This window comes from Acinetobacter calcoaceticus DSM 30006 = CIP 81.8, assembly GCF_000368965.1.
GTDB lineage: Bacteria > Pseudomonadota > Gammaproteobacteria > Pseudomonadales > Moraxellaceae > Acinetobacter > Acinetobacter calcoaceticus.
This window is the reverse complement of the sequence record NZ_KB849780.1, coordinates 830,544-848,866: the sequence shown is the minus strand read 5'-3', so window position 1 is coordinate 848,866 and position 18,323 is coordinate 830,544. Positions and strand designations below refer to the sequence as shown.

General features: G+C 36.9%; 15 protein-coding genes and 2 pseudogenes. 3 read left to right on the top strand and 14 right to left on the bottom strand.

What is annotated here, in order from left to right; translation table 11 throughout:
- Positions 1 to 2: 2 nt before the first annotated feature.
- The 9 genes from pcaC to ftsB form a co-directional block, all read right to left on the bottom strand.
- Positions 3 to 416, bottom strand: a complete 414-nt coding sequence (pcaC, locus tag F936_RS08920) for a 4-carboxymuconolactone decarboxylase (protein WP_005040148.1) — start codon at positions 414 to 416, stop codon at positions 3 to 5.
- Between the two features lie 15 nt (positions 417 to 431).
- Complete coding sequence (locus tag F936_RS08915; protein ID WP_005046741.1) at positions 432 to 1,787, bottom strand: 4-hydroxybenzoate transporter PcaK; 1,356 nt, start codon at positions 1,785 to 1,787, stop codon at positions 432 to 434.
- Positions 1,788 to 1,829: 42 nt separating this feature from the next.
- Positions 1,830 to 2,615 carry a 3-oxoadipate enol-lactonase gene (gene pcaD, locus F936_RS08910; RefSeq protein WP_005046739.1) on the bottom strand — a complete coding sequence of 262 codons (786 nt, stop codon included), beginning with the start codon at positions 2,613 to 2,615 and terminating at the stop codon, positions 1,830 to 1,832.
- Positions 2,612 to 3,970 carry a 3-carboxy-cis,cis-muconate cycloisomerase gene (gene pcaB / locus F936_RS08905; RefSeq protein WP_005046735.1) on the bottom strand — a complete coding sequence of 453 codons (1,359 nt, stop codon included), beginning with the start codon at positions 3,968 to 3,970 and terminating at the stop codon, positions 2,612 to 2,614. Before pcaB ends, pcaD begins: the two co-directional genes overlap by 4 nt.
- Before the next feature lie 2 nt (positions 3,971 to 3,972).
- The gene (gene pcaF / locus F936_RS08900; protein ID WP_005046733.1) at positions 3,973 to 5,181 is read right to left on the bottom strand and encodes a 3-oxoadipyl-CoA thiolase; all 1,209 of its coding nucleotides are present in this window, start codon (positions 5,179 to 5,181) and stop codon (positions 3,973 to 3,975) included.
- Between the two features lie 11 nt (positions 5,182 to 5,192).
- The gene (locus F936_RS08895) at positions 5,193 to 5,846 is read right to left on the bottom strand and encodes a 3-oxoacid CoA-transferase subunit B (RefSeq protein ID WP_005046730.1); all 654 of its coding nucleotides are present in this window, start codon (positions 5,844 to 5,846) and stop codon (positions 5,193 to 5,195) included.
- Between the two features lie 18 nt (positions 5,847 to 5,864).
- Complete coding sequence (locus F936_RS08890) at positions 5,865 to 6,536, bottom strand: 3-oxoacid CoA-transferase subunit A (protein ID WP_005046728.1); 672 nt, start codon at positions 6,534 to 6,536, stop codon at positions 5,865 to 5,867.
- Positions 6,537 to 6,877: 341 nt separating this feature from the next.
- On the bottom strand, positions 6,878 to 7,594 hold the full coding sequence (gene ispD, locus F936_RS08885) for a 2-C-methyl-D-erythritol 4-phosphate cytidylyltransferase (RefSeq protein ID WP_005046726.1): 717 nt from the start codon (positions 7,592 to 7,594) through the stop codon (positions 6,878 to 6,880).
- Positions 7,560 to 7,949 (bottom strand): cell division protein FtsB, encoded by a 390-nt coding sequence (gene ftsB / locus F936_RS08880; RefSeq protein ID WP_004643028.1) that lies wholly within the window; start codon positions 7,947 to 7,949, stop codon positions 7,560 to 7,562. The genes ispD and ftsB overlap by 35 nt, the downstream gene beginning before the upstream one ends.
- 498 nt (positions 7,950 to 8,447) lie before the next feature.
- Here ftsB and F936_RS08875 point away from each other — a divergent pair, with 498 nt between their 5' ends.
- Entirely contained in the window at positions 8,448 to 9,119 is a 672-nt protein-coding gene (locus F936_RS08875; RefSeq protein ID WP_005046724.1) for an HAD family hydrolase, read from the top strand.
- A gap of 451 nt (positions 9,120 to 9,570) precedes the next feature.
- On the opposite strand, the gene F936_RS08870 is transcribed toward F936_RS08875, so the two are convergent.
- From F936_RS08870 to F936_RS19400, 3 genes and pseudogenes are all read right to left on the bottom strand, one after another.
- On the bottom strand, positions 9,571 to 11,259 hold the full coding sequence (locus tag F936_RS08870) for a hypothetical protein (RefSeq protein WP_004643030.1): 1,689 nt from the start codon (positions 11,257 to 11,259) through the stop codon (positions 9,571 to 9,573).
- Between the two features lie 247 nt (positions 11,260 to 11,506).
- Positions 11,507 to 12,583 carry an AraC family transcriptional regulator gene (locus F936_RS08865; RefSeq protein ID WP_005046722.1) on the bottom strand — a complete coding sequence of 359 codons (1,077 nt, stop codon included), beginning with the start codon at positions 12,581 to 12,583 and terminating at the stop codon, positions 11,507 to 11,509.
- 363 nt (positions 12,584 to 12,946) lie between these two features.
- A pseudogene (locus tag F936_RS19400) lies at positions 12,947 to 13,323 on the bottom strand (glycosyl hydrolase 108 family protein).
- Positions 13,324 to 13,377: 54 nt separating this feature from the next.
- Between F936_RS19400 and F936_RS18755 the strand changes: the two are divergent.
- Positions 13,378 to 13,705, top strand: a pseudogene (locus tag F936_RS18755) (DUF421 domain-containing protein); the annotation flags it as partial.
- Positions 13,706 to 14,206: 501 nt separating this feature from the next.
- Here the strand turns inward: F936_RS18755 and F936_RS08855 are convergent.
- Entirely contained in the window at positions 14,207 to 16,399 is a 2,193-nt protein-coding gene (locus F936_RS08855; RefSeq protein WP_005046717.1) for a TonB-dependent siderophore receptor, read from the bottom strand.
- Positions 16,400 to 16,824: 425 nt separating this feature from the next.
- Between F936_RS08855 and F936_RS08850 the strand changes: the two genes are divergently transcribed.
- A complete protein-coding gene (locus tag F936_RS08850) occupies positions 16,825 to 17,505 on the top strand; it encodes a hypothetical protein (RefSeq protein ID WP_005046715.1) in 681 nt (226 codons plus the stop codon).
- 214 nt (positions 17,506 to 17,719) lie between these two features.
- On the opposite strand, the gene F936_RS08845 is transcribed toward F936_RS08850, so the two are convergent.
- Complete coding sequence (locus F936_RS08845; RefSeq protein ID WP_005046713.1) at positions 17,720 to 18,031, bottom strand: hypothetical protein; 312 nt, start codon at positions 18,029 to 18,031, stop codon at positions 17,720 to 17,722.
- Positions 18,032 to 18,323 lie beyond the last annotated feature (292 nt).

Genomic DNA, 18,323 nt, shown 5'->3' with positions numbered 1-18,323 from the left:
CCTTAATCCTGTTCTTTCGCTGCAACTGGGCTTACTTCTATCCCCAATTCTTTAAAGACTTCTTCAGCCATATGCATTGCAGCGTTTGCAGCAGGTAAACCTGCATAGAGTGAGCTATGTAAGATCAACTCTTTTAAATCTTCTTTGGTTACACCATTGTTGAAGCAAGCACGTAAATGCATGCGTAATTCATCTTCACGACCAAGCGCCAATAAAATTGCGATAGTCACTAAACTACGTGTATGACGTGGTAAACCCGGACGAGACCACACCTCACCCCATGCGTAACGACTAATAAAATTTTGAAAATCTTGGTTAAAGTCATTTAAGTTCTGCAAAGACCGACCAACATGCTTTTCACCTAAAACTTCAGTCCGCACTTCAATGCCTTGTTTATAGCGTTCTTCATCATTCATTGTGATAGACCTCCATTAAGTTGCATCGGTATGCGCAACAAGTGATTTAACAAATACAGCAACAGCCGCAGCAGTCGCTGGAATCAGTAATAAACTGAGAATGGCAGTAAACGACCAATCGTTACCGAGTAGTACTGCACCAATCCAAGCACCAAATACTGCACCGAAACGTCCAATACCTGTCATCCAAGACACGCCTGTTGCACGGCATTGGGTTGGATAGAAACGTGCACTTAAAGCTGGCATTGAAGATTGCGCACCGTTAATCGCGATACCTGCACAAAGCACCAATACAGCAAGTAAAGTTGAATTTCCTAAGCTTTGACCTACAGCAATCGCAAATAGACCTGCGGCGAAGTAGAAAATAGCAATCACTCGGTTCGGGTTGAATTTGTCCATCGCCCAACCAATGAATAATGCACTCACCACACCACCGAACTGGAACAACCCACCAATAAATGCAGCACGCTCCATTGAAGCACCTGTTTCACGCATGAGTGTTGGTAACCAGCTTGTAAGCAAGTAAACAACAACCAATCCCATGAAATAGGTCAACCAAAGCAAAAATGTTCCTTTCGCATATGGTTTAGAAAACATAATTCCAAAAACATTTTTCTTTTGCACTGTTTCAGTTTTTTCTTCTGGAACATAAAAAGTGCTTACGTCTTTAACTTGAGTTGGCGCAATATGATTTAAAATTTTGCGTACTTTCTCTGGGTCTTTACCTTTAACAATTAAAAAGCGGTAAGACTCAGGTAAAACGAAAATCACTAAAATCATTAAAATCAGAGGTGACCAGCCACCCAGCAAAAATAGACTGTGCCAACCGTAAGTCGGAATGAGCCAACTACTAATAAAGCCACCTGTTGCCATACCTAAGTTGTAGCCACAGAACATACATGTCACCAGTAGGGAACGAATGCGTGTTGGACAATATTCAGAGAATAATGTTGTGGCATTTGGCATAGCTGCACCCAGCCCAATACCTGTCAAAAAGCGCAATACAACAAGGTTATCCAGATTTGTTGCATAGGCAGATGCCAAGGTAAAACCACCAAAAATCAGCATTGAAACGGCCAAAACGATTTTGCGACCAAAACGGTCAGCTGTCGGGCCAGAAACCAAAGCTCCAATAATCATTCCACCAAGTGCAGCACTCATTACTGGGCCTAACTGAGAACGGTCAACGCCCCAGTCCTGAGCCAAAGCTGGAGCAATAAAACCCATTGCAGCAGTATCGATCCCATCAGTAAAAATAATTAAGAAACAGATGATTGCGATCATCCATTGATACTTACTGAGTGGAGCATCATTAATCAGTGCTTGAGCATCGATACTTTTGTTTGGTGCAGCGTAATCCTGAGACGCCATATTTGCCTCCTTAAGGCCAATTCCTTTTAAATCACTAAGCTATTAGATTTGCTGAATAAACCTAGTCAATTCCTGAGTAAATCTTTGTGGTTGTTCAATATTAGAAAGATGAGATGCTTCCAGTTTTGCAAGTTGGCTATTGTTAATAGCACGCTGCATAAACTCAGCGTCTGCTACTGTAGTCACCGGATCATATGTCCCTGCAACCAGCAGTACTGGAATTTGGATTTGTGCAATTTCATCTCTTAAATCGGCATGTGCTAAAGCACGACATGCATTGGCATAACCTTGTGCTGGTGTGTTTGCGAGACTTTGAATCGTCGTTTGTGCAACCACATTATGTTGATAGTCGAATTTTTCGCTAAACCAACGTGTGTGCGTGGTTTTAACCAATTCAGCTAAACCATTTTGTTCTACTGATTCTGCGCGACTTAACCAAGCATCAGCCTGCCCAATTTTGGCTGCTGAATTTGCAACTGTAATGCTGTGAAAGCGCTCTGGATAATGAATACCTAACCAAAGCCCTGTAATTCCACCCATTGAAATTCCACAAAAATGAGCTTTTTCAATATTTAAGGCATCTAAGATATCAACAACATCTTCCGCTAAATTTTGCAATGTGGTATCGCTAATTACATCGCTTTCACCATGGCCTCGTGTGTCATATGTAATGACATTAAAATGACTTTTTAATTCATTTAACTGTGGTTGCCACATCCCATGGTCTGTTCCTAACGAATTAGAAAACACAAGCACAGGAGCATCTTTTAATCCGTCGGTATATACAGCGAGCTGTTTACCTTGTCGATTGGTTATAAGCTGTTTCACTTTATGTCTCCTCCTTGTGCTTCTTGCAGAACAGCATCAATTTGAGCCTGAATGTTGCCCAAATAGTTTTCTGCTTTAAATATTTCCAAAATTTCTGTTGGGGAAAAATGTTCTTTTACTTCATCTAACTGACTAACCACCTCAGATAAATGCTGCTTTTGAGCCACAGCTGTTTTACAAGCTGCTTCAACAACATGATGTGCATTTAAACGTCCAATTTTTGGAGCCAGTGCCATCATCACAGCTTCCGCCATAATCAACCCGTTGGTACATTCAAGGTTCTGTTGCATATGCTCAACATTAACTTCAAAACCTTGTAAAACTTCACCAGTACGACTTAAAGCTCCAGCACAAAGCTGAAAAATTTCAGGGATTGCCAGCCATTCTGCATGCCACGCACCTAAGCTACGCTCATGTTCCTGCACCATACTTTGATAAATGCTAGACATAAGTGCAGGCACACGATTTGCTGCTGCAAGTACTGAAGCTGCTGCCACTGGATTACGCTTATGAGGCATGGTCGATGAACCACCACGACCTTTTGCAGTTGGCTCAAACAATTCAGCAATTTCTGTTTGCATCATGAGTGACCAATCACGAGCCATCTTGCCTGTGTTACCAACAATCATGCCGAGCACACTTGCGATTTCTACAATACGGTCACGCTCACCATGCCATGTGCTTGTGGGTACATTCAGATTCAACTGCTTAGCAAATGCACTGACCACAAACGAACCTTGATCTTGTAAAGAAGCTAATGAACCCACAGCACCACCTAACTGAGCAGTGAGTACACGTGGTTTCATTGCTTGTATACGGTCCAAATCACGTTTAAATGCAGAAGCCCAACGTGCAAGCTTATGTCCTAAAGTAATTGGCAAAGCTTGCTGTAACCATGTACGCCCAATCATGACCTGATGGCGATATTGCTTAGCTTGTTGTAATGCAGTGGTGTAGCACTGTTGAAGTTGTGCTTCCACAATGTTCAACGCATCACGGCATTGCAAAATACATGCTGTGTCTAAAATATCTTGACTCGTTGCGCCCCAATGCACATAGCGTGAAGCATCTTCATCAACATCTTTAACTATTGCTGTAAGTTGCTTTACAAATGGAATTGCGATATTTCCAGCTAAGCCAGTTGCTACAGCCAACGCTGGAAAATCAAACTTTTCTAGTGCCTGCTCAGCTACTTGGGCAATTGTATGAGCAGCATTTTGAGGAATCACGCCAACTTGTGCCTGTGCTTGAGCTAGCGCAACTTCAACCCGAATCATATATGCGATTAAAGATGAGTCACTAAAGATGTCAGTGACGTCTTTTTGATAAAACAAGCTAGCATATAACTGGCTCATGATTAGACTCTCTCAATAATGAGTGCAATACCTTGGCCTACACCAATACACATTGAACATAAGGCATAACGTCCACCTGTTTGCTCAAGCTGGTTTAAGGCTGTAGTCACTAGGCGTGCACCTGAGGCACCAAGTGGATGACCCAATGCAATTGCACCACCGTTTGGATTGACCTTTTCAGAATCATCTGGCAAACCTAAATCACGGGTCACTGCTAATGCTTGCGCAGCAAATGCTTCATTCAGCTCAATCACATCCATCTGATCTAAAGTCAGGTTGGCTTGTTTAAGAAGCTTTTTGATTGCAGGTGCCGGAGCAAAACCCATAATGCGCGGTTCTACACCCACTGCTGTTGAAGCAATGATCTTGGCTCGTGGTTTTAAGTTGTAAGCTTGAACTGCCTCATCAGATGCGATCAGTAGTGCTGCTGCACCATCGTTAATGCCTGAAGCATTACCCGCAGTGACTGTGCCATCTGCTTTAACCACAGGTTTAAGCTTGCTTAAGCCATCAAGGGTTGAAGCGCGTGGTTGTTCATCGGTATCGATCACAACAGCATCACCCTTACGCTGAGGGATTTCAACTGCCACGATTTCTTTAGAAAAAAAGCCTTTGGCTTGCGCGCTTGCGGTGCGTTGTTGGCTCGCCAAGGCAAACTGGTCCTGATCTGCACGATTAACGTTAAACTTTTCAGCTACGTTTTCGGCAGTCTGGGGCATGGTGTCTACACCATACAATTCTTTAAGTTTTGGGTTAATGAAACGCCAGCCCATGGTGGTGTCTTCAATCTTCTGACTACGACCAAAAGCACTGTCCGACTTACCCAACACATACGGTGCACGGCTCATGCTTTCTACACCACCTGCAATCACCAAGTTTGCTTCACCCGCTTTAATAGCACGAGCTGCAATGGCAATCGCATCGAGTGATGAACCACACAAGCGGTTAATGGTGGTTGCTGGAACCTGATACGGTAAACCAGCAAGTAAAGCCGACATACGACCGACATTACGGTTGTCTTCACCAGCTTGGTTGGCACAGCCATAGATCACATCATCGACCTGTTCCCAATCTACATTCGGGTTACGCTGGATTAAAGCTTTAATCGGCACAGCGCCAAGATCATCGGCACGAACAGGAGCAAGGCCACCGGCATAACGACCAAACGGAGTACGGATGGCATCGATGATATAAGCATTTTTTAATGTCATTTCCTACTTCCTTACCCTTGAGTCGCATCAATCAAAGTTGCACCCGTTAAAGCCTGTAACTCATCAAAGCTAAGACCTTCTACTTTCTCAATCACTTTCAAACCATCTTTGGTCACATCAATCACGCAAAGATCGGTGTAAATACGGTCAACACAGTGCTTACCCGTAACTGGATAACTCAGCTCAGCCACAATCTTCGGCTCACCTTGTTTGGTCACATGGTCTGTGGTGATAAATACTTTCTTGGCACCCACAGCTAAATCCATTGCACCACCCACTGCAGGAATCGCATTTGGCGCACTGGTATGCCAGTTCGCCAAGTCACCATTAGCTGCAACCTGAAAGGCACCAAGTACCGCAATATCAAGGTGTCCACCACGCATCATGGCAAATGAGTCACCATGGTGAAAAAAGCTACCACCTTCAAGCATGGTCACAAATTCTTTACCTGCATTAATCAGTTCAGGGTCTTCTTCACCTTCCACTGGTGGTGGGCCAAAAGCCAATAAACCATTTTCAGAATGAAGGAAAATATCTTTGTCATTAGGTAAATAGCTTGCGATCTTGGTTGGCAAACCAATACCCAAGTTCACATAGGCACCATCAGGAATGTCTTGTGCCACACGTTTTGCAATCTGGTCACGGCTGAGTTTTTGATAGCTCATGTTATTTCTCCTTATTGCTTATTGTGCTGGCGCTACTTGTACAACGTGCTGTACAAAAATACCTGGGGTGATGATGTGCTCTGGATCTAATCCACCTAACTCAATTACCTCAGAGACCTGAACAATGGTGACATCAGCTGCCATCGCCATAATCGGGCCAAAGTTACGTGCAGATTTACGGTAAACCAGATTGCCCCAGCGATCGCCCTTGTAAGCTTTAATCAAGGCAAAGTCAGCCTTGATCGGATATTCAAGTACGTAATCTTTCCCATCAATCTCACGGGTTTCTTTGCCTTCGGCTAAAAGTGTTCCAAAGCCTGTTGGGGTAAATACAGCCCCAAGTCCCATACCCGCTGCCTGAATACGACAAGCCAGATTACCTTGCGGCACTACTTCAAGCTCTACTTTTCCGGCACGGTACAGTTCATCAAATACATAAGAGTCTGACTGACGCGGGAAAGAACAGATGACTTTTTTAACTGAACCAGCCTTAAGCAGTTTAGCCAGACCGTAATCGCCATTACCGGCGTTATTGCTAACAATAGTCAGGCCTTTAACACCCAGTTCAATCAGTCCGTCAATGAGTTCAGCGGGTTGTCCTGCGGTACCAAAACCACCAATCAGGATGGTGGCACCATCTTTAATCTGCGATAGAACCTCGCTAAGAGAGGACTTACTTTTGTCAATCATTAGACAACTCCATTGTGCTCATTGAAGAAGAGATAGGTAAGAGAGTTAGGCACACTGAGGCGAGAAGAATAGATAAATATTTCACTCAATCCCGAGTGTTTCCCTTAGATTTCCCTTTTAAACATTCTTGATAATTTTTATAATTTGATCTAGTTATCCCACTATGGTTTTGTTCGGTATAAGTGAAATTTGTTCGATGATCGAACATTATCTAAGATAGTTGTATAATCCGGATAAATCGTAAAACTTATAAATGTAAAAGAATATGAGTTGTTATAAATAGATATGTAGAAAATTTGCTTAGACGATTTAATCATCCAAGCAATTTAAAAATAATAGAATTAAGATTGAGATTGGAGAATCAAACGCGCAAGTTCTAAATCATCGGGATAAGTAATTTTTATATTATCCGAACGCCCCATCACGACCCGTACAGTTTCACCCATATATTCAAGTGCACTTGCTTCATCTGTAATAGTGACGTTATTTTCTAAAGCATGTTCAATTGCTTTTTTGAGTTTACCAATTTTAGTAATTTGAGGCGTTTGAGCTTGCCATAATGAGTCTCGGCTTACTGTTTTACCAATATGATCGCCTGTCTTAACTTGCTTTAAAGTATCACGAACAGGAATTGCTAAAATAGCACTATTATTTGATTCAATTGCCTTTGCCACAAGTGCATTTAAACAATCAATTGTTACACAAGGTCGAGCTGCATCATGCACAAGAACCCAATCATTTTCATCGGCAAAATTTAAAAGATGATTTAACGCATTCAATACCGAATGAACTCGCTCAGCTCCACCAGTGCAAAAATGAGCCTTATCTATATTTTGAAATGCAAGAGTCTGAGCAAAGGTGTCTTGTGTACCAATAGCCAAAACATAACCATTTAACGGAAGTTGACTTATACGGCGAATAGTGTGTTCTAAAACAGTCCTATCCTGAATATATTGATACTGCTTCAATTCAGTTTTAGAAAATCGACTTCCTGATCCAGCAGCTGGTATAACTGCCCATAATTTAGTCTGGGATATCTGGGGATGCAGGTGTCTCATTCGTTTCCAAATCAACTTTAGCGTTCGGGTCAATATAAATAGGCTTGTAATGGGTACTGATTGTACTCATTTGAACAAATGTCTCGTGAGGCTTAACCAAACCAAGATCAAGGCGAGCATGTTCTTCTATTGCTTCTGTACCATTTTTCAGGTCAAAAACCTCTGCTGCCAAAATACGGTTTCGTTCTTTAAGCTCTTCATTTACCTCAGCTTGTTGCTGAATTTGTTGCATGAGAGCTTGATGAGGGATATAGCCACCCTCACCTAACCAAAATTGATATTGCAGTATAGCTACTAAAACAATAACAAGTAGCAATATCAGTTTGCTTGAAGTGGATCGAAATACTTCTAACATATCATTAAGATTTTTAATTAAAAACTTTCGTTAAGAGTTTGTATTGTATAGTAATTAACAAGTAACATGCGCAATTCCTGCAAAAATTTAAGCAAAATTATTAATGGGCATATTACTTTAATTGACCATTGTGACGTGTTTCATTTTGTCAAAAATGAATGGAATTTGAAAGGGAAATAATATTTATAAGTACAATTGCCTACAAATCAGTCTATACACATAAAAGCGATTCTAAATATCAGGATATTGTGCTGGATAAATATAAGAAAAGCCCTCAGAAGAGAACTCTTTAAGACACAGGTTCAACGCCCTCCATCGCCACTGAATTACTATTTTGTATTTAGTTAAGGTAACTGTCCATTGGGGTAAATGCCAAGGATGAGCATCTATACTTTTGCGTAGATCTGCTCTCTTCAATGACTAGGCTACAAATTTAAAAATATTTTGATCAATTAAGTCTCTATACTTAATAAATCTAGAAATTTAATAAAAGTAAAAATGTTGAAAGCTATTTTATTTGATTTAGATCAGACCATACTTGATCGTACTACGTCACTTATAAGATTTATTGAATGGCAAGTTAACTATTACCAACTGGTACCACAAAAGAACAAAAAAGCATTCATCAAAAGATTTATTAAACTAGACAATAATGGGAGTGTTTGGAAAGACTTAGTTTATGCTCAATTAATCAAAGAATTCCATATAGAGAAATTTGATGTTAATGATCTTCTTAACTCTTATATTTCCGATTTCAATAAATTTTCTGTAGCGTTTGAACATGTACCTGAAATAATCCAAAACCTATATCAACAAGGTTATAAATTAGGATTAATTTCAAATGGAAAATCCCCATTTCAGGAAAATAACTTTCATGCTCTAGGTCTAACCGAGTTCTTTTCAACTATCATCGTATCTGAAGCAATAGGTTTAAGAAAGCCCGATCCACGAATTTTTAAATACGCATGTGATGAATTAGGTTGCTCTCCAAACGAATGCATCTTTGTAGGAGACAATCCCAAAGCTGATATCGAAGGTGCTAAAAAGGTCGGGATGCGAACTATCTTTTTTCATCCAAATACTTCTATGAGTTATTATTTGACAGATAGCCAAATTCATCATTATGATGAATTGAAAACTACGATTGATTATTTAAATAATCTTATTTAAATAAGTATTTAATATTCTTAAAAAATATTAATTGACGAGTTACTAGCATCTCTATTCACCCAGATGAATAGCTATATCTATAACTCCTCCATAAATATTTTATAAATTCCACATCTATAATCACTTAGAAAGTAGAATAAAAAATTTAATAACTTTTATCAATATCACAAAAGATTGTAATTAAAATGGATTTTCACAATATTTTTCACAAATAAGTTATTTATTGCCTTGTAATAATGATGATTATATAAAATCATACTTACATTAAATTAGTATTAGTAATATTTATTAGAGTACATCAAAATAAACCACTATTTAAAATAACAAATAAATGATTTATTCTGATGTATAAAATAAGTAGTATCTATTTTTAGATTTTTTCAATTCCATAAGCACTATAGAATACTAAAAACCTAATTTATAAAATATATTCCATAATAGCTATTCCAAATTACTGAATAGATGCATCTTCTATGCCATCATTATTATCCTCAGGTGAACACACCAATTTGCCTTGATCACGTGCAACTCTCCAAGCAGCGTATGGTCCTTCAATTTCAGCTCGAGAGTGTGTTTGTAGTGATAAAACAGAATCACCTATTGCTAACAATTGATTACGCATTAAATTAAAATCAATTGCTTCTTTTCCAAATGACGGTGCCCATAGAGACCACGGACCTGAAATTGTGGCCATTGTCGGAATTAATTCTCTATGTGAAGCTGTACCAATACCACCAAAACTGCATTGTTTAGGTAAGCGTTCAGGGTCTGGAGCATCTTGACCAGTAGTAACCAACACACTAGGTAATTTATGTCTTTTTGCTGCTTCTATTGCAATATTTTGCATTAAGGTATGGTCTTCGGGCACGAACCAAGCTTGTGGTTCAGCTCTTCCAGAAAACTCTAATTTTTGACCCAGCCCATTATCTTTTCTTGGTTTTGCAACTATCTCTTGTGTTCCAAGATGCTCAATAGCAAAAACAAAACTAACTTTTTTCTCTTTATATTCTTTATCCAATTCTTTCATATATCGAATCGTACCCTCCTTAGACATATGGAGGTGAGCCGTATTAAATGCAAACTCATATGTTTTAGGGCGGCATTTTAATGGTATTTTTGCAAAATATTGTGCCAAAGCGATAATCCCAGCCACACCATTTTCTTGTACCCAAGTATTTCCATCTGTATTAGCAACAAATACTACCTTCTCAGGACTCATTCCTGGTAGAGTTGCTATTAAATTACGAGTAGATGCGATATCTCGCTCTGCCTGAACAACAATACGCCCACTTGTATTATTCTCAGCTAATTCTTTCACCTCAGCAAACTCATCAGCACCAAGGAACACTGCTGGAAGACGATAATGTAACCCGTTATGAGGATCAAAATAATCTTTAACCTGATCTTGAGGGACACTAAATCCGAGAATAAGTCCTGCAGCTCCAACTTTTCCAGCAGCAACTAAATCATTATTCATTAGTTGGGCTGCTAAAAATGGTTTGTCATATCTTTGGGTTTTAAGATCATCAAGTAAAGGGCTTAAATATTTTGCAAATTGAAATAAAAATGCGTAGGGCGGAGCTACAATATTAGCAAAAACCGCATCTTTAGCTGTAGGTATCTCACGAACAATAATTTTACCTTTGTGTTCAGCTGTAATTGGTTGATTGCTTGCTAAAAACACTAATTGTCCTGTATTACCCTCTAAAAGAGTTCCTAAAGAATAAGGTACTACACCTGCTATAGGAATATCTCTACCATTTACTGATAACTGGCCAGAACGCAATAAACTACGGCCTTTACCATCTTCAGCCAGAACAATAGGTTGCCATCTCTGAATGTCAAAACGATCTGAATAGACTTGCATTCCAGGTATTTTCTTTGCTTCAAGCTCAATCCAGTCAATCAATTGATTATGAGCCTGACTACCAGTAGAGCGAAGCTGCGCAATATTTGGTCCAACTTGAACAAGCTTTTCTAGCGTTTTGGCGTCTGCAAATAGTTTTTCGTCCATCACAACTGGGCAAGATTCCTCCACTTCAGGGGGAATATAGGCCGTATCATTATCACCACATCCTGCAATGGAAGATCCAAGTAAAAGCAAACCGATTGTCTGTGGGTAAATTTTTTGTAATTTCATATCATTTCCTTGATGTTACTATAGAGACTACTTATAAATAGTGCCTACTTTCTAATTCCTTGAATGCAAATCATCTACTATTAGAAAATGGTGATAGGCTAATAAAAACAACTCAAGAACAAATTAGCCGACTTCCCCCATAACCAATTCTGCCAGTAAAACTAAATTACGTTTTTATAATATTCTTAACAAATAAGAAAAAAATAACGCTTATAGGTCAATTAATTTCCCAGATAGGACATATCTATTAGTATTGTGGATATTCAGTATTCTTATTTTTACGATATTGCATTGGAGTCAAGTTTGTTTTTGATTTAAACCAAGAAATAAATGAATGACTAGTATAAAATCCAAGCGCTTTAGAAATAAATAGAACAGAGTGCTCATGATGGACTTCTAAATAATTTATAGCCAATTCAAATCTAACCTGATCGAGTAGCGTACTATATGATAAATTCCCATCTTGCTGTAATTTTCTACTCAGAGTTCTAACATTCACCCCTAATTGTTCCGCAACATTTTCACGAGAAAGCTTATCTTTATGAAGTAATAGATAAATTTGTGACTTAACTTGCTGCGTAAAGTTTTTTTCAGCTTTTTGTTGTTCTAATAATTTTGAAGCAAATATTCGAACACTTTCATACAATCCTGCATTTCCAGTCCTTAACGCCATATTTAAAGATTTTGGTAATAACAACAGAGCTGTCTCTGGCTGGTCGAAATAGACTGAACACCCAAAAAACTCATTATAATAATTTTGTAATTCTGGTTTAGCTAAACTATGTTTGAAATGAACAGCTTTAAGTACAGAAAACTGCTCATTTCGAACCAAACGGATTAAACTTACCCACCAAGCCAAATTGTATTCATTGGCACAGCGATTAAAAATTGGATCATCTGACCTACAATCCCATTTCCAGTAAACAGTATCAGACCTAAGCTGAAGTGAAATATCACCAATACATCCAATTAAAGGTTGGAATTCTTTTAAGGTATCTATAGCTTGTTTTAAATTTGAAGATAGAGGTACTAGATGTCCTAAAACACCATATGCAGTGGAATCCATTTTTTGAAAAAAATCCAATGCAATTACAGGATTTTTGCAGGTATTATATGTATATGTAATCATTCTCTCAAAGTGATAAAGGGCAACACATTGATTTGAATCACTTAATTTATCGTCAATTAGCTCTCCTTGTAATAATAGCTCTTCTCGGTTAATTCCAAAAAAATTTACATGTTCAAGGAAATGTATTACAAGTCCAATAAGCACTTTACTTCCTGAATTATCCCTAATTTTCTTATGTAAACCACCAGCAGTCATATTCATATCCCTGACAACTAAGACGAATCCTTGATTTTAAACTACTGCGATATGCTTGATCTTAGAGATCAAGATTTTAATCCTCAGCATATGCAAACAGAAATGTTAGAAATTGAATATCGTGAAAAGCTATTTAGTAAAGAAGGATACCTAAAAAATCCATAAACTTAAGTAACTAATTATAAGCATTGGTATAATCGGTTATAAAACATGCTAAAGTTTTTTTGTCAGTTAGATTTCTATTCGTTTAAAAGCTTAAGTGGGTTAACTGGCAACGAGCTATTTTTTATATAGCCCGTCCTAATGACCTGCTTCTTGTCGTGATCATTTTTACAAGTTTTATTTCATGGGGCAGTTCGCCATTTAAATAACCTCTCGATTAGCAATCCAACCATAGAAAAACTGCTCTTGGCTTGGGTTGCGTTCTGCAATTTCAAAGCGCGTTGCAAAAGAGATTTTGCAACGCTGGTACCGCAATTTCCACGCGTATCTAAAAGCTCTTCGGCAACTGCAGAATAAATGAAATTTATCTGGTCAAAGACTAGAGCTGTACAGTACTACTTTTTATTAATGTCCTTCGCCACGTCTGAAGGCAGATCACACATATTCCCTTTGAAACCATTAGCACATGCTACTGCTTCAGTAATACTGTACTTATTTGCCCCTCCACGGCCTGCTGGGTTATTTACATAACCACCTTCGTGTTTAATTAGTTCATCAAGATATTGTTTAATGTTCATTTCACTTTCCTTTAGGTAATAAAAAACCGACCTTATTAGCGTCGGTTTATATATGTAGTCTACAAAGATTTCTAAAAACAGTCATATTCTCATGATGAGTTTTTTCGGAAATGCATAAGTAAAATGTTGAACACTTAGGTCAGGTAAGAACAGCCCTGCTTGAATCAGACAATATTCTCAATCTGCTTTATTTTGAAGATGATGATATTAAATGGGTTTACCCTTATTTCCGGATGCTTATAGCAAAGCAGAGGTCCTTAAAACTAATACTTTTTAATCTTGTATGAAGTGTGGTGAAACCAAAATTCTAAACAGAATCGATAAGGAGTGCTCGCGCTGTAAAAATCATAGCTGGGCTGAGTCAATGAAAACTCGTCGATGAAATATGAGATTATTTGAAAGGATGGGAAACTGGTATTTCAATTCAATTTGCAAAAGTGACGGAAGACTCTACCTAAAAAACTATCAACTAAGTTATTGTTTTCATTAATTTCTAAAAGTGCTATTTCTCCTACAAAAAATATCACTATAAAATTCTAAATATCAATTTCTTATTAATATTTACATGTACAACATATCATTAATATTTTTAATTAAAAACTTTCGTTAAGAGTTTGTATTGCATATTAATTACACAAAAAAACATGCGCAATTCCTGCAAAATTATTAATGGGCATATTACTTTAATTGACCATTGTGACATGTTTCATTTTGTCAAAAATGAATGGAATTTGAAAGGGAAATAATATTTATAAGTACAATTGCTTATAAATCAATCTATGCACCTAAACACCAGTCTAAGTATGATGAAATTATGCTGAGTAAATATAGAAAAGCCCTCATTAAAGGGCTCTTATAAATCGACTGCTTATGAGGGTCTAAATCAGAAATTATAACGAACACTAACTGTTGCATTTCGTGGTGTTCCCCAATTCATTGAGTTAGCACCAATACCTTCATAATATTTCTCATCAAAAATATTATCGATATTAAATTGAAGTTTGATATTTTTATCTACTTGATAGCCAAGCATCGCACTTGCTAAAACATAAGCATCTTGCTCAATACGGGAGCTTCCGCTACCTGTATAGTATTTACTCTTATAATTTAAGCCAAGTCCTGCACTCCATTGATCAAGTTTGTACTTAACAAATAGATTCGAGGTTGTTCGAGAGTTTGTCGTATTAACCTTTGTGCCTTTTGCATCTTTTGCTTCAAAATTAGCAATACCAAAGTTAATAGCCCAATTGTCGTTAATCTCGCCATCAGCTTCAAACTCAAAACCTTTACTTTCAACCCCATCTACAGCTCGATAGGCCTGCTCTGTAGTTTGTGTACCATTGCGAATAATGAACCTGTCAGGTATGAGTTCAGCAAAATTAGACTGCTCGATCCGGAATACTGATAATGCTGTATTTAAACGCCCTCCAAACCATTCGCTCTTTAAGCCAGCCTCATAACTCTTACCTGTAATCGGATCTATATATTGATCATTTATATCTTTACGTTCTTGAGGTTTGAAAATTTCTGTATAACTCGCGTATACAGAATGATCTTGGGCAAAATCATAAATAGCCCCAATATATGGTGCTAATTCATTATTAAATTCACGATTACCTTTATCATTTTCTGCTTCATATTTCCAATTTGATAAGCGTGCCCCTGCAATAATTTTTAAAGGATCCAGAATCTGAAATTTTCCGGCAATATATGCGGCAGTTTGTGTGGTTTCATTTAGTGCATTTTTGCCGTTTAAAACAATAGGCTGAAGCAACTCTTGAGCCATATCATTATAGTTAAGTGGTCCACCTAAATACTTTTCAATGTCTTGGTTTGTGTTAGATCCACCAAAAATATCCTTTGTTTTCTCATTCTTATTCCAAGATCCACCAATAATGATTTCTTGTGGACGATTAAAAAGCGTAAATGGAGCATTGATAAAAACATCAATATTATTTTCTTCATTTGCAGCTTTTGCGCCATATACAGAAACATAATCAGTTTTATTCTTCTGATTATCATTTGGATTTTCTAATGGACTGGTATTTGTGGCCTTATCTACTCTTCCAGCTGTATATAGCAACATAGAGTCCGTATCTTCTTTACGGAAGGTATAAGCAACATTTAAATTAACCTCATTAAATAAATTCTGCTTTAAATTTGCAAATACTGCCGTTGTATTCACATCCCAATAGGTCCAAGGTGCACTTACAGTTAAGCTTCTAGAAAAATTGGTACGAGTCCCATCAGTATAAAAAGCCGGTGTCCCACCCCAGCGAATACCATCACGATGTAATTCTTGATAAGTAGCTCCAAGCGACATGCTTGTTTTATCACTCAAGTCATAATCAACCGCACCATAAAATACATTCCGTTCTTTCTCATAAAAATCCATAAATGATTTTTCATCAGAATGCTTTACGAACATGCGGCCACGCAATGATCCATCTGCATTAAGCGGTGTAGAAATATCTGCCGAACTACTCCAAGAGTTCCATGAACCTAAAGATGTGCTGACATTACCAGTGAGTTCTTTTGAGTTTGCATGTTTCCGAATCATATTCAGCGCCATCGCTGGGTTTCCAGCACCTGTGGTTAGGCCACTGGCCCCCTTAACTACTTCGACATGATCATAAATATCTAAATCAAGGTCCCCTGTACCTAAATTAATCGTACTCGGCATTCCATCTATTAAGTAATAATCCACCTCAAAACCACGTGCATAAACTTTTTGGCGCTCATCAGTACGTGAGGTCGAAACACCCGTAATATTGTTCATTAAATCTTGAAAGGAATCGATTTTTCGATCATCTAAATATTCACGGGTTAAAACTTTGACCGATTGAGGAGTTTCACGAAGAGATAAATTTAGTTTTGTAGAAGTATTTGAACTTTTTGCTGTATAGCTGCCAGAGCCTTCAGTAACAGCCGGATTTTCTTGTTCTGCTTGTACTTTTATCGTTGCTAAAGTGGTTGTTTCGGTTTGTTCTGCATAAACAAATGAAGGGACCGTTAAAGCCATAGAAAGTGCTAAAGGGTGAACTCTAAATGCTTTTCTAAAGGGCGGATTGTACATAAGAAAATTCCATAATAACCAATGTGCTGTACCATATTTTTAGCCTTCCACTACCTTGTTCCTTGTTACACAGTAGTAAAAGTTCGGCACAAAAATTAACACGAATGATAATTGTTATCAACTTTAAGTTAATAATTATTCTTATTTGTTTAATGTAACTTGTTAATCGATATTGCATTAGGTCTAGAATAGCTATCCATCCAAAACTCTGGATTTCTAACAAACTAGACGCAGATCCTGTTGACTAATGAAACTCAAACTATGATGCTTATATTATTGATTTAAAATATATAAATTAACTTTTAAATTAATATTGACTATGGAACTGCTCAAGAACAAGAGAAATAAAAAACTACACAGTATTTTCTTTTATATTTTATTATTCTTCATAAATCTCATAAAAGAGAATAAAGGTATAAACTGTAGTGCATAAAATTTTAGCATTTTCTTTAGCAAGCTTAGGTTTAAGCGCTTGTAATAACCCTACTGATGACAGCCCTTCAAAAATAATTAATATGGAGAGTAATCAGACACAACATACATCAGCTACCCCCTATATATTTGAATATAATGATATTGTATACACACTAAAAGCTGGACAAGATCCAGATACTGCCCATTTAAAATTTAAAAACTTATTAAAAAAAATTCCCTCTAGCGATAATAATTTAGATATTTTAAAAACCAAACGCAAGGTACTTATTCACTTAGGTTGCCTTAAAGGAGCATATATAGTTACCGAAAAAATTCTAAATAAAACAGATAGTTCACAACTACAAGAGATGCAATGCATTTTCTTAAGAAAAATGAAAAAAGATGCTCATGAAATAAAAGAATGTTATGAAAAAACGGCCCATAGCTATTTAAACGAAATAAATTTAATTCCGAAGGCAGCTGTACGATATCAATATGCATTGTGGGGACATTATGCAGCAATGTTCCATGCCGGCCATATAGAATATAGAGATAAACTTCAAGAAATTATTGATTATCACAACATTGAAGATCACAAAAAAACATATCAACAAATGTATGAAAATATACTGAATGCCAGTGCTTTTCAAAAACGTTTAGATGCCATTCCGTATATCCCGAATTGTCAGTAAAGCATATTAATGGATGTTTAAGCCACCATGCTCCTTAAAATTTTGGCTTGCTCGTAATAGAACCTAAATAATTGAGATTAAAAATAAAACAGCATAAGCAAAATCTTCTGTATCATTCATAGCTAAATAAATTTTTCACAATTAACTCTAAACAAAGAAAAACTTTCTAATAAATTTTATATTTCTAAATATAAAATTTATGGAGACTAAATAATTAATCATCATAGATAAGATCATTTTCATCAACATTGATATAATCTGGCTGGGGATCTTTATCAAATTGTACAGCACATATTTTAACCTTGCCTAAATTTTTTGCTTTCCCCACCCTATGCATACCATCCATTATTCTACCCTGTGAACACATTATTATTGGATAGGCCAAATCTGCTTCTTGAATTAATAGCATATGATTAATAATATCTTGAGTAGTAGGATGAGAATCCGGATACCAATACGGTTCATCTAATTCTTTTATTTCTGATAGTAAAATTTCTTTTACTTTAAAATTTTTAGTTAATTCCACTAAATTATCTACATCCCAAATATAAGTATCATTTTCAATTTTTCTAAAATGATATTATTTTCTCATGATATAAAAGTCCTCATAAAATGAAAATAATATTAAAACAAATTATATGTCTATTAATATTAGATATTGTAAAAATGAAGTGCCGTAATTCCTAGCCAATATAGAAAAATAAATTTAAAACTAAAATTCTAATAAATAGCATTTTTATCCTATTTGACAACTTCAACAATCATTCTGTCTTGCTATTTATCTACAATTAAAACCCATGCTATATATTTATTCTAAT